We start from the raw sequence: 12,072 nt of genomic DNA, 5'->3' as shown, positions 1-12,072 counted from the left end.
CCTCCATCTCTTTCTATTTCTCTATCAGAGCGGGCTGGATCTGCACAGCCCAATGGCTACGTTGTTTGTCAAATCGGATTCATTGATCTCAAATTTAGCATTGACAGTTATAATAAACAGGCAATTCGAACTGGAGCATCTTTGCATATCAAACTCGAGTTCAATGGATTTGCCTGCTGGAATTTCCGATGTAATTTTGTCGCTGGTCTCACTGATATTGAAGTTACTTAAGTCAACAAAGGTCACTCTGGTAGTAGATTGAGGTGCAGTCGCATTGCCTCTGTTCTCGACAGTAACCACCAGCAGCTTTTCTCCTTCCTCCCCCTCTCTCAGATTACAGAAACCCTCCAAGCCTTCTCTATCAGAAGGCGGCTTAACAGGCACTAAATCTGGAAGCCCTACAGGAATACATCCACTTCTCCACTTTCTGTGGCTGGGAAGTTCTTCATTCCTCAAATCCGGCTTTAATGGCACAAGCAATAAATCCCGAATCACGCTGAATTCTTTTTGGGCGATTTCTGTAGTACTTTCTGTCATAGTTTGGTCTCCTCAATTTATTATAAACCGTTAAGCGGCCTGCAAAGCGCCGCCAAGTCTTAGCATCCATTGTTCCTGTAACTTTATTGTCTCAGTTGTACGGTCAACCGATGTCGCTTTCCGCAAGCCCGTAAGAGCTAAGAGGCGCAGTGCCTCAGTCCAGATCCAGTGCATTGAGGTATACAGCGCAGCACCAAGCTGTTGCTCCAGTGCCAGAAGCGTCTCCGGTTTGACACGCTCGGGATTGATCAGGGCAACAAGCGGACGTCCACCGAAAGACCGCATGGGCTTGCGCAGCGTGATATTGACAATACTCGGGAGAAGAGGCACAGATTCCCTGAGTAACTGCCCGGATGTACCTGATGCTCTCTGCAGAGGATATTGTTGAGTCCAGGCAAGGGCAAGATCATCCCAGGGACCTGCTCCATAGAACTGCCGGCACATCTCCACACCAAGTAGCACTCGAAGGTAGCCTACGGGATGTGGGTCGCCTGGAGGGTGCCGAAAAACTACTGACTCTCCACCGTCCACCACGTCGTATAAAGAAGCCACACTTGCATAGCCGGTGTGTACAAAAGAGAAAGCATCCGCAGCAATTTCCGACGCCCAGCTCCCCCATGCCTCTGCAACTCCTGCTGGTGTATCTGTAAGGCCCGCTGTAAGAGCCTTAGAAAGTTCTTCACTCCAGCCTACAATATGTGCTACTTGATGACCAGCTTCATGAATCAGAGCAGTCGGACGGTGCAGGTTATGTCGGGTTATTTTGATGGCTGCAACCGGGTTTAAACTAGTCTCGTCCCAGAGGCGCAGACCGGCTTTCAGAATCGAGGCTCCCAAGCCTTTATCAATATAGGTGAGTGCTATCGGGGTCGGCTTTCCAAGCTGATCAAGAATTTGAGCCATACTCCGGTGCGCAAGGGTATCACAGGCTCTCAGAAGACCTGCCATTTTCGTACTTGTGCGGGTGCTAATTGCATCAGCATAAAAGTCCAGTGTCGCCTCAACGCGCAGGTACCGCCTGCGAAAGGTCAGTAATTGACGCCTTACGGTCGATAGATCGGCTATAGAGAAGGCTGAGTCAAGGGAAGTTTGCAACAAGATGGCTTCGCGTTTTAACTTCTCTACTACCATGGTTAGATGCTGCCGAATTGACAAACCGAGATAGCGCTCGAGGCTATTCCACGCAGAAGGCGATGCCAGATCGTCCAGATCTTGAAGCCGCATTGCAGCGGCAGTCCAGTGAGCTACCTGACGGGTGAGCTGAGTCCTGACCGCAGTATTTGGATCACTCATGCGAGTACCCCGGAGTAACTCTTATTTTCACAGTTGGTGTGCCATCTGACATTTTCAGGCTGGGGAGTGAGAGGCTTTCTCCTTTTAGAGCCTGACGAAGCTGTGGAAACCCTGGCGGATTTTCAACGGTAACTACAAGCGTCACGCCATCAGCAGTGTCTGAGGCAGCCTGGATGAACGCCTCTGAATGTTGCTTCAGATGGTCTGAAATCCCTTTAAGAACCCACTCATTCAGCTTGCCCAGGAGAATCATTGGAACCAAAGAAGGCAACCGCTGGAAGGCACTTGACCATTGATCCGGTGTTACGGCTTCGTGAATTATTTTCAGCCGCCCAGGCGAGCCTGAGAGTGCGCGGCGTAGCCCACGTTTAATAGGTTTCTGCAAGCGGGCTGTAACTGTGCCAATGTGTGTATGCTGTCGAAGTTTCACGGCAATTTCTTGAGCGCGGATCTCACTCAGGAAGAGGCGAACCTCTATTTCGTTTCTGGGAAAGTCGAGAATAACCCTTACGCTTGTTGCACGGCGCATTTTAGCCTGCCCTGGCGCCACTGGTGTCATGAGAGGACGCTTCCCGGGAATTTCAAGATAGTAAAACCGCTGCCCAACTGTGGTAGAGTAAGGGTCAATGAGATACCTGGGGTCTACATCCCTACCCAACTCTGGTTCCCCTAGCAGAAGTCCTGCTGCATCCGCTGTTAGTGGATGGAGTTGCTCATAAGCATCCTGAGTATTCAATCCAGTACTGTTTTCTTCCAGTCGGGAGATATCTGTCAGGCGTGTGCCTGGAATGCTCTCATAAAGATGAACAATTGCCTCGACTTCTTCACCGGGCGCAACTCCAAGTTTTTCTTCCAGGAACTCCTCCAGAGAGATACCCTCAAAGGTCTTGATAGCCGAAACTTTATGTGGTGAAAGCCTGGTCGGAATTTTGCGGCTGAACTTTTTATACCGTTTCCTTCTCCCAGAAGGCATTGTGATCCAGGTGCTGCGGAGTTTCCTTGCTTCTCCAAGGTCAGGGCGCTTTTGATAAATTTCCTCAGGAAGAACCTGTGGGAGATTTGTAGCTGCAGCCTGTTCAAAGGCTTCCAGCACAAAGCCTTCGAGAAGTTCCTGGTCATTAAGAATATAGTCCGGGAGTTCAGCCACACGGCGCACAGTTTCCTCAATGGTAGCAGCCACAGCCGAAGAAGCAGCACGCGACTCGTCTTCATATGTTGCTTCCAGATGGATGAGGCGCAAACCGGCATCTACAATAGCCTGTGAGAGTGCAGGGGTATGCTGCGGGCCGACGAATTTCTGTATGAGCTTGCCCAGAAATTTAGCCAGAAAATCCACGACTTTTTTACGCCCAATGAGTCTGATTCCAACCTTTAGAGCCGGAAGAATGGCAGGGATAAAATTTTCAACGTATGGAGTGGGATCTTCTCCTTCCTTCAGGTGTTGCAGTTTCTCAACAAAATCGTTCCTGGCATTGTCCAGCTCAGCCAGGGGATAAACATCAGGAATCTGCTGCTCAGTCAGTACCTGGGAAACTTCCAGATCCTGCTCAACTTCAGTGTGGGCGAAAAGTACATTTGCAACATGCTGGTCGAATTCATATTGAATCAGTGAGATCTCTGAAAGCTCGGTGTCCTCTGGTACAGGATAATTACCTTCTTCAAATTCCTTCAAAAAAGGAAGGCGCTCAGCCAATTTCTTAGCCATGGGTTGGAGTTGAACGGGTAATTTTCCAATTGCGGTCTGAACAACTCGCTTAAGTAGTGGTTTGATAAGCGCCTTGAGCTTGTTGAGTATTGGCCCAATGCCAAGCTTGGCTGCAGCGCTGATCCCCTTTTTTGCAAGGTCTACAGCCTTGCCGGCTACTTTCTTGACTGCCTTTTTAAGTCTTCCCAGAAAATTTTCAAAGTTGGGAGTGAGTTCAATCGAAGGCTTATACCTATCAACGATTTCTCCAATTTCATATTCTGAAAGGCTTTTAATATCTCGCTGGGAAAGTTCTGTTTCCAGGCTCCCAAGCATAGCTTCGGATTCTGTAATGAGCGGGGCAAAGTGCTGGTTGAGGAATCTTTCAGCTTCGTAGCCGATAATTCTAGAATCTCCGTTTTCATGTGTAAAGCGGACTTCATAAAGGGAAGCAGCTTCGCTTACCAGGCCGTATAGAGCTTCATCGAATTCCTCGTCGTAAAGTTCATTGAGAAATTGAACGTATTCTTCAGTCTCCGGATCAATCACGCCACCGGTTTCTTCAGATTCGTAAAGAGATAAAAATGGGGTGCTGGGAGGGGTTGAAGTCTCAAAAATTTCTTGAGTTACCTCCTCCACAGCGAAACTACTGATGTTCAGGAACGGTGCTTGATTCTTCATATCATTACCTCTTTAGGTTTTTCTCGTGACATTGCGAAGGTTTTTTCCGTCTTTCAAGTAATAGAGAGCATGAGCAGGCTGGAATCTGCGCGATCTGTCCGTTACTGGTTCACATCGTAGGAAGAAAAGCTGGGTCAGTCTGATGCAGCGCCTTTTTGATAACTTAACTTTTCTCAGGCTCACGCTGTCAAATCAGATCAACCCACAAACTTCTCGTATTTTTGGCGTTAAACTCTCGAGTAAAATGTCTCTAAGCTATTGACTGTTGGATTCTATTGTTTCCTAGCTGGCGAGCTTGATGTTCATCTTATTTGAGTAACACTGTTAACCAATACGCTTCAGCAATGCAAGAAGATCAGCCTCTAACTCTTCATGCTTTTGCGCGAATTTCACTGATCGCGTTTTTCTCCTGTAAAAAGCAGCAGCTAACAGAGCACAGAGGTCTTTAGTACTGGGTTGCCAGAGTCTGACATCTCAGCCAATAACCACACTCAAATAACCACACTCAAGTTACTATCAGCAATTACAAAATTACCTGAAGCAATTTGTGAGATTATTTAATGCCACGTCCCTGACTAACAATATTTTTAATATTGACCCCCTACAGCGATTCAGTGAATTTACCCATGTCCCCGATTGTTCACTTGTATAAGATAAATATTAATTTAATGCAATAGTATAAAACTATAATTGTATATAACTGTTATAAAATATATATTTTGAAGCTCGGTTTCCAGTTTTTCAGGCACATGGTTCTCCGATGTCGTTATCTAAAATTGGTTGAATAATGCCGATTTTATCGGCTTACCAGTCTGATTATTGACTGGCGGAGGAAGCAAAATTAAGTTAAGAAAAGCAGTTAAGGGAAATCAGTTAATTAAAATCTGCTCATCCGGACTTATATATCCAGACTTAATATAGACATTGATATTGTTTGCCCGGTTGAATAGTTATGGTTGAATAGTTATAAAAGACGAATCTCTTCTTAAAAAGGAGGAGGTCAGGTTAAAATTACCTAGCTTCCTCATTCTCTTCCCAGATCCCGAAGGGGTTATTTTCAGTATCCATGCAGATTGCAAGATATCCCATGCCTGGCACGGCGGTTTTTGCCATGAGCACCTTACCTCCGAGTTTTTCAATTTTCGCAAGGTACTCATCCACTGAGGGGACACCTATAAAATTCGTAATTTTCTGTTCTGCAGTTCCCCTTTTTCCAAGGCCTCCACCTGGCCCTTTTTTTCCTTCAAGGTCTTCTGTGTCAATCAGGTGATATTCCATTGTTTCTATGGGCTTTTCAAATTTCCAGCCAAACAGTTTTGAATAAAAACTCTTTGCTCGCTCAAGATCGTCTGCCGGAATGTCAAAGTGGACTATTGTTGGCATTTGTATTCCCCAACATTACTGGACGTTGAAGAATATAGATCTTGGGTACACAGATACCTTAAAGGTTTTCCAGTTTAAACCCTGGAGAAAATATGTTTTAGCATAGAGCCTCAGTATTTCTTCCCTGATAGTTGAGGCGAGTAACCGGATTTTGCATGATACAAAAATATAAATTTATTCCGTATATATTTATATATTTCAGAATATGTTTGTTTGTTGAGCAAAATTCCAGAGTATAAAGCTGTGTTTCAGTTCTTTATCTTTCGATTTTTAACTGGGGTTGGCCGATCGGTACCATACCAGTATCAGGTCAATGAAAAGTGATTCCATGGCAAATGAATACACCCAGAATTTAAAGTGCGATTACCTCGATAAAAGAGCCGTTCTTAAAGGCGAGGTTGAGCGCCAGTTAATACACTTGTCGACGGGTGTAATTTTAATTCTTTTAATTCGGGCAGCCGGAGATATGGCTCTGGCTCTCCTGCTGTTTCTGCTTGCTTCTCATATAGCTATCTCAGTAGCCATTCTCCTCGATAAGCTCCCTCTTTCATTATCTACTTCCCTGTGCAAGTGGGGAAGGGCTTCGAAGCAGACTATACCGCTTAAAGGGACTATTCTGCTTCTTTGCGGCATAATCCTCTCCTTTATATTATTCCCTGAGGAAATAGTGTATGCTTCCATTGCGATAGTTGCTTTCGGGGATTCGGTAGCAACTGCTGCAGGTGTACTGGCAGGCAAGCATAAACTGCCATATTCGAGGGAAAAAACCGTAGAAGGAACAGTCTCAGGTATAATATCAGCCTTTCTGGCGTCTTTGTTTTTTGTGACCCCTATTCAGGCTTTTGTCGGGGCTGCAGGTGGGATGCTGCTAGAAAGCGTTATAGGTTTGCAAACAATCCGGCAATTTGACTCGCAAATGATATTCAGGTTTTTCTTTAATGATAATCTTTTGATTCCTTTGTTTTCAGGTCTACTTATGTTTATTGTGGGTTTTCTTTAATGATAATCTTTTAATTCCTTTGTTTTCAGGTCTACCCATGCTTATTGTGGATTTAACAAACATCTGAGGAATTCCCTAGAGCATGCTCTAGAATTATATTATATGAAATCTATTTTTTATTTATTTATAAAAATAGGGGGTATATAAATTGGTAGTGGTAGGGATTTTAAGAATAATTCTTGGATTGATCATCCTGCTGTTTTTGATATGGCTACTGATGAGTTTACTTTGATTGGCAGGAGAGTAACAATGGCTGAACCGGTTTTTAATTTTTTCACAGGCTGGTTCTAACCGAATTTATTAGTTTGGAGTACTCTGGAAAACTGGAACGGTTAAAACGCCTGATTAGAGAATATAGTGAAAAGCTTGAAATTTTCCGTAAAGCAGGCACAAATTTTTACCTCTGGCTGTTTTCCAGAAATTTTTCAGTCCTCTATTTTCCTCAACCCATGCTGAGCAGCACCAGAAGAAAAGCTGCATAAAAAGCCATTAAAGCCACTCCTTCCCACCTTTTTATTTCCCAGCCAGTGCTGATAAACACGAGGAGTAACACGCTTATCAAAATCATAACCGGAGTTGTGAAGAATAGACTTATTTGATCGACAGCTATAGGATAGATCAACCCTGAAAGTCCAAGAATTAAAAATACGTTTGCGATGTTTGAGCCTATAATATTACCAAGGGCTATACTTCCGAAATCCTGCCTTGCTGCAGTTACTGTCACCACAAGCTCAGGGAGGGAAGTGCCCACTGCTACAAGAGTGGTACCTATTATGGTTTCGGGAATCCCAAGGAACTCTGCAAAAAAGATTGACTTCTCTACAAAATACCTTGCCCCGATTATAATTGCTGCACAACTGACTACCAGAATCAGAATATCTTTTGCGAAACCTTCTCTGGGCGCGAAATCCTCAGCTCCGGTGCTTTCATTTCTGATACTACCGAGCTTTTGCCTTGCTCTGACTATATATTCGAACTTAAAAAAGTATACTACGAACTCCTTGAAATGCAGCTTTCCCTCGTATTTCTCGGCTTCCTCAAACAGGAAAAATACATAGGCTATAAAGATAAGTATGAAAAAGGCTGATTCCAGTATCGAGAGTTCCCCGTTCAGGGCAAAAGCAAAGAAGAGTAAAGCTGCAAAAAGCATGATATAACCATCTCTCCTGAGCATCTCAATTTCGGTCTTCATTGGAGAGATAACTGCTGCCAGCCCGACAATGAACCCTATATTTACGATATTTGACCCAACGACATTTCCTATTACAATACCGCTTGCTTGCTGAAGAGCAGCAGCTATCGACGAAGCAAGTTCCGGAATCGATGTCCCGACTGCTACAAGGGTCAGCCCTATAACAAATTCGGAGACACCCAGTTTTTCCGCAATGGTCGAAGCTGATTTTACAAAGTAGTCTGAACCTTTGACCAGAAGAACGAGGCTAAGCATAAGGATTAGAAGATTTTCTGCAATCATAAAAATACGTCTGATCTATTCTTTCCTGAGTTTAGTGTTGGTGATCTGGATTTTTATCTAGAGAATATGTATTAAAGGTTTTCAGTTAAAAGGAGAAAACATACTTTCTATATGCCAGGCATCTTAAGATTTTTCATTAACAGGCGAATGCTCTGCCTGATCTTTTATAATATGTAAATAAATCCTGATATCTGGTTAGTAATAAAATTTTACACGCCTGCCCTCAGATAGGCTTATCATTAGTTTTATATTATAGAACTGAAGCCAGAATACAGATAAATTTATTTTAATTTATTAACTCTGAATCTCAGTAGCTTTCAAGAAAGTTTTTCTGTATATGTGATAAACTTATTTCCTGATGGAGTAGTTTTCCGGCAACATTAGCCGTTGTGATGGAGCTTTTCTCCTTAGTTCTCATGTTTTAAACCAAACTATCTTTAAGGGCACACCCTTCAATAGACGCTAACCAAAAACCTTTGTTTACAGGTATGTTTATTCTTTAATTATAAAAAAAAACGAAAAGCTTCCAGACTAAAATAATCATCTTCTACCAAACGTTTGAGTTGAATTCTTTTTTATATTATATCTTACATAATACTCCAATGGAGGGTGGGCAACTTATAGGGAAAGGTAATAGCTACCTGAATTCATGGAGGTGAACTTGTAAAAAGAAATCCGCGCCAGGTTTATGAGTTTATGACCGGCAGAGGAATGGGTTATCCTGCAAGCAGAGATGACCTTGTAAAGTTTGCCGAAGGTAAGCAGGCAAGCAGTGATGTTCTGGACCTTCTAAGGGGAATACCTGAAATTGAGTATAACACCCCTGATGATGTTACCAAGGAAATCGAACGTCTGGAAAGTGAACGTGTCAGACCTCCGAAACCAAAAGCACAGTGAATTTTCTGACCAGCAATTTAAGGTAGTTCATAAATATCCAGGCGTTATCCATGTAAAGGATAGTCTGCCGATGATATTATTGAATACCAGAAAATATGTGCCAGAACAAATGAAAACACCAGAAAGCCCTTCTGACAGGAAACAAACATGTAATGCCTGTTAGCAGGCAAACGAAACTGCGCAACAATGAGGAAAGTTATGCAAACGAGTCTGGATTCTGTTCAGAGGGTTTTTAAAAGATACAGAATATCCTGCAGAGAAGAGGGACCTTGTTAAGCACGCAAAGATGCATAATGCAGGCGAGGGTGTATTAGAAGACATCAGGAGTCTTCCGGACAAAGTATACACCAGCGCCTCAGATGTTAACAAGGAGTTAGAAAATAAGTAAACAAAACGTGGAGGAAACGTGGAGGAAAATTATGCAAACCAGTCCAATTGAAGTTCAAAAAGCTCTGAAGGATATAAATTATCCTGTAAGAAAGCAGGGCCTTATTGAGCATGCTAAAAAGCATAATGCCAGCAATGAGGTTATGCAGGTTCTTGAAAGTCTTCCAGACAAGGAATATACCAACGCTGCTGATGTTAGTAAAGAATTTTCTGGAAAGTAAAACCATTGTATAAGGGGGGAATATCAAAAATTCTCTGATAAGACCTGCGTCAGCGCCTTAGACATTAATAAAGAATCAGAAAACAAATAAACAAGAAATATGGGGGAAAATTTATGAGAACAAGTATGGCTGACATAGAACACGCACTGAAAGGCATCGATTTTCCTAAAAGCAAGAGCGAGATCGTTAGTTATGCTCAGAGTCACGGTGCAAGCGAACAGGTAATTACTGACTTGCAGCAGCTTCCAGACAGGTCATACACCAACGCTGCAGATGTAGCTCAGGAATTCAGCGGAAAACGTGTTGGTGGAGAAAGGTAAGGGATAAGATAATAAGAATACTGCAGACATTGATAGAAATTTAAACAAACTATATTTGAGTAACGGGGGAAAATTTATGAGAACAAGTATGGCTGACATAGAACACGCACTGAAAGGCATCGATTTTCCTAAAAGCAAGAGCGAGATTGTTAGTTATGCTCAGAGTCACGGTGCAAGCGAACAGATAATTACTGACTTGCAGCAGCTTCCAGACAGATCATACACCAACGCTGCGGATGTAGCTCAGGAATTCAGCGGAAAACGTGTTGGTGGAGAAAGGTAAGAACACAAATTCCAGCGGTGCAGATTTTACAGAGCTTAAAGGTGATTAAGCTTTAAAGGGGATAGTCTAGTACAAACCAATCCAGTTGGAGTTCAGTAAGCTCTAAAAGATATAGATTATCCCGTAATTAAGAAACAGTTTATTGAGAATGTTAAAAAGCATGACGCCAGCAGTGAGGTAATTGAATGTCTGGAAGATCTTCCGGACAAGGAGTGCACCAATGCTGCAGATGTCAGCGAGGAATTTGAAGAAAAATAACTCTACTTTAGAGCCAGTAAGGCATTAGAAGGGGAGCAGGTGAAAAAGCTCCCCCACTATACAGATAAAATGGGAGGCCACAATTAAACCTCCTTTCTTTCTAAATAACGCAGTATCTGAAAGGAATTTCCCTATTTTTATCAAAATTCCAGTGTTATAACTTTAACAAAGATATGCTGCAAAATAAAAATATAGGTTTTTAGGAAACACCCTACTCAAGACGAGAGATTTTTAAAACTTAATAAGATTTGGTGCAGTAAAAATAAATCATCATGCCAGATATTAATAATTCAATTAGTTCATCGAGATCCCCAGGCAATAAATCTCCATAAATGAGGCTTTATTATTCCTATTTCATTTTTTCTTATTCCTATTCCATTTTTTCTTATTCCTGTTCCTGTGTTTCGAGTTGTCTTTCTAATTGTGTTATATCCAGCAGTACCCTGAAGAGTGAATTCCTTCCTGTGTCCCTTAAATCGACTTCAACGGGCTGGGCCAATGTATCCTTTACAGCTCTCCATTCCTCCCTGAAGATGTCAACTATTTCCCATGGGCCTGCAGAGCTATCTTTTACCCTATCCCGGGCAAGTTGCAGAAGCAGGTGTTTCTTTTCCATAGGCGTGAGACTCTCTATCCCTTTGACTTCCAGCTCACTTACAGTCGCTTCACCCATTTTGGACCGGACTTCTATTGGCTCTCCTGGCTCATCTTTTATTTCATTTGTTACTTTTCTTTCCATCAGTTCGACCTCTTCACTATTTCAATCCGACTTTGAATACATGATCAGAGCACAGGTCTGAAGGTTCTGGGGTCCAGATGAATATTTTTCTGGCAGTAACTGCATTTTGTCTCAAGGTGGGTCCCTGCAAGAAGCGCTCTTTCTACCTCTTCCTGAGGTGAGATGTACTGCGTCATCTCCTCTCCACAATAGGGACACTTTATCTTCAGCCAGTCAAGCCTTGTCAGTTCTCTCAGGTTCTGTATCAATTTCCCCAGAGCATCTTCATAAGCTTCTGGAGAAAAGACAATGGGCTGTAGGTGATGTATCAGGACAGGCAATTCGACCCCTGCCTCTACCAGTGGGATTATAAGTTGATCTACCCCGACTGCAAAGCCGATTTCCTGATTTACTTCTTGCGACCCTGCCCCTTCCTTTGTGAGAATAGGGATAAAACAATCTGACTGACGAATCCCAAAACGTATCCTTTCACCAGGGGAAAGAATTCGAGCCTTCCTGTACAGGGATGAAAAGCTCTCCAGTTCCACAGCCCAGAGAGCTCTGGCAAGTTCCTGAGCAAGTGGTTCATCCTGCTCGCTGTGAGCTATATAAACTTTTGAGATCATAACTGTCGCATTTTATCGAAAATCCTTTATTTTCTTTGGTTTTTTATCGTGATCTATTTCCGGCTCGGGATGAGGTATCGGCTCAGGCGGAATAACAGGCTCAGGTTCAGGTTCAGGTATCGGTTCAGGCTGGAAAGATGGTTCTCTGTCTTTTTCTGGCAAAATGATTCCCCCTTTGTTCAATTGTGCCTTTTCGTGCCTTTTCGTGATTTCTCAAAAAGTTTATCTGGATTATCTGGTTTCTCAAAGATTACCTGTCTTCTTAAAGCTAGTTTTTTCAAGTTATTTTGTTATGGATTTACATGTAAAG

Annotated in this window: 15 protein-coding genes; 7 read left to right on the top strand and 8 right to left on the bottom strand. The window is 42.9% G+C overall.

Translation table 11 applies throughout. From position 1 onward, the window contains the following. Positions 1-24: 24 nt before the first annotated feature. From AOB57_RS02320 to AOB57_RS02305, 4 genes are all read right to left on the bottom strand, one after another. Positions 25-537 carry a CARDB domain-containing protein gene (locus AOB57_RS02320; protein WP_054297791.1) on the bottom strand — a complete coding sequence of 171 codons (513 nt, stop codon included), beginning with the start codon at positions 535-537 and terminating at the stop codon, positions 25-27. 30 nt (positions 538-567) lie between these two features. After that, complete coding sequence (locus AOB57_RS02315) at positions 568-1,830, bottom strand: hypothetical protein (RefSeq protein WP_054297790.1); 1,263 nt, start codon at positions 1,828-1,830, stop codon at positions 568-570. Then, complete coding sequence (locus AOB57_RS02310) at positions 1,823-4,195, bottom strand: hypothetical protein (protein ID WP_054297789.1); 2,373 nt, start codon at positions 4,193-4,195, stop codon at positions 1,823-1,825. The genes AOB57_RS02315 and AOB57_RS02310 overlap by 8 nt, the downstream gene beginning before the upstream one ends. Before the next feature lie 1,011 nt (positions 4,196-5,206). Further along, positions 5,207-5,578, bottom strand: coding sequence for a VOC family protein (locus AOB57_RS02305; protein ID WP_054297788.1), 372 nt, complete (start codon positions 5,576-5,578; stop codon positions 5,207-5,209). 328 nt (positions 5,579-5,906) lie between these two features. On the opposite strand from AOB57_RS02305, the gene AOB57_RS02300 reads away from it, so the two are divergent. Next, the gene (locus AOB57_RS02300; RefSeq protein ID WP_054297819.1) at positions 5,907-6,578 is read left to right on the top strand and encodes a diacylglycerol/polyprenol kinase family protein; all 672 of its coding nucleotides are present in this window, start codon (positions 5,907-5,909) and stop codon (positions 6,576-6,578) included. A 442-nt stretch (positions 6,579-7,020) separates the two neighbouring features. Here the strand turns inward: AOB57_RS02300 and AOB57_RS02295 are convergent, their stop codons facing one another. Next, complete coding sequence (locus AOB57_RS02295) at positions 7,021-8,052, bottom strand: calcium/sodium antiporter (protein ID WP_054297787.1); 1,032 nt, start codon at positions 8,050-8,052, stop codon at positions 7,021-7,023. Between the two features lie 696 nt (positions 8,053-8,748). Here AOB57_RS02295 and AOB57_RS02290 point away from each other — a divergent pair. The 6 genes from AOB57_RS02290 to AOB57_RS02265 all read left to right on the top strand — a co-directional run bounded on the left by AOB57_RS02290 (position 8,749) and on the right by AOB57_RS02265 (position 10,418). Next, a complete protein-coding gene (locus AOB57_RS02290) occupies positions 8,749-8,949 on the top strand; it encodes a DUF2795 domain-containing protein (protein ID WP_054297786.1) in 201 nt (66 codons plus the stop codon). Between the two features lie 214 nt (positions 8,950-9,163). Beyond that, positions 9,164-9,337: a DUF2795 domain-containing protein gene (locus tag AOB57_RS15005; protein ID WP_082384047.1), complete on the top strand. Its 174-nt coding sequence runs from the start codon at positions 9,164-9,166 to the stop codon at positions 9,335-9,337. Positions 9,338-9,368: 31 nt separating this feature from the next. Continuing rightward, the gene (locus tag AOB57_RS02280; protein ID WP_054297785.1) at positions 9,369-9,557 is read left to right on the top strand and encodes a DUF2795 domain-containing protein; all 189 of its coding nucleotides are present in this window, start codon (positions 9,369-9,371) and stop codon (positions 9,555-9,557) included. 113 nt (positions 9,558-9,670) lie between these two features. Next, a complete protein-coding gene (locus AOB57_RS02275) occupies positions 9,671-9,877 on the top strand; it encodes a DUF2795 domain-containing protein (protein WP_054297784.1) in 207 nt (68 codons plus the stop codon). A gap of 76 nt (positions 9,878-9,953) precedes the next feature. Beyond that, complete coding sequence (locus AOB57_RS02270; protein ID WP_054297783.1) at positions 9,954-10,160, top strand: DUF2795 domain-containing protein; 207 nt, start codon at positions 9,954-9,956, stop codon at positions 10,158-10,160. Between the two features lie 111 nt (positions 10,161-10,271). Beyond that, a complete protein-coding gene (locus AOB57_RS02265; RefSeq protein WP_082384051.1) occupies positions 10,272-10,418 on the top strand; it encodes a DUF2795 domain-containing protein in 147 nt (48 codons plus the stop codon). Between the two features lie 385 nt (positions 10,419-10,803). Here AOB57_RS02265 and AOB57_RS02260 read toward each other — a convergent pair whose 3' ends face one another. From AOB57_RS02260 to AOB57_RS02250, 3 genes are read right to left on the bottom strand one after another with little or no spacing between them, the layout of a single operon-like run. Further along, positions 10,804-11,157 carry a hypothetical protein gene (locus AOB57_RS02260; RefSeq protein ID WP_054297782.1) on the bottom strand — a complete coding sequence of 118 codons (354 nt, stop codon included), beginning with the start codon at positions 11,155-11,157 and terminating at the stop codon, positions 10,804-10,806. 44 nt (positions 11,158-11,201) lie between these two features. After that, positions 11,202-11,762 carry a TIR domain-containing protein gene (locus tag AOB57_RS02255; protein WP_054297781.1) on the bottom strand — a complete coding sequence of 187 codons (561 nt, stop codon included), beginning with the start codon at positions 11,760-11,762 and terminating at the stop codon, positions 11,202-11,204. 12 nt (positions 11,763-11,774) lie between these two features. Beyond that, the gene (locus AOB57_RS02250) at positions 11,775-11,924 is read right to left on the bottom strand and encodes a hypothetical protein (RefSeq protein WP_167829511.1); all 150 of its coding nucleotides are present in this window, start codon (positions 11,922-11,924) and stop codon (positions 11,775-11,777) included. Positions 11,925-12,072: the final 148 nt, after the last annotated feature.

The sequence above is a fragment of the Methanosarcina flavescens genome, from assembly GCF_001304615.2.
Lineage (GTDB): Archaea > Halobacteriota > Methanosarcinia > Methanosarcinales > Methanosarcinaceae > Methanosarcina > Methanosarcina flavescens.
The sequence above is the reverse complement of the archived record's forward strand: the minus strand, read 5'-3'. Positions and strand labels throughout refer to the sequence as shown.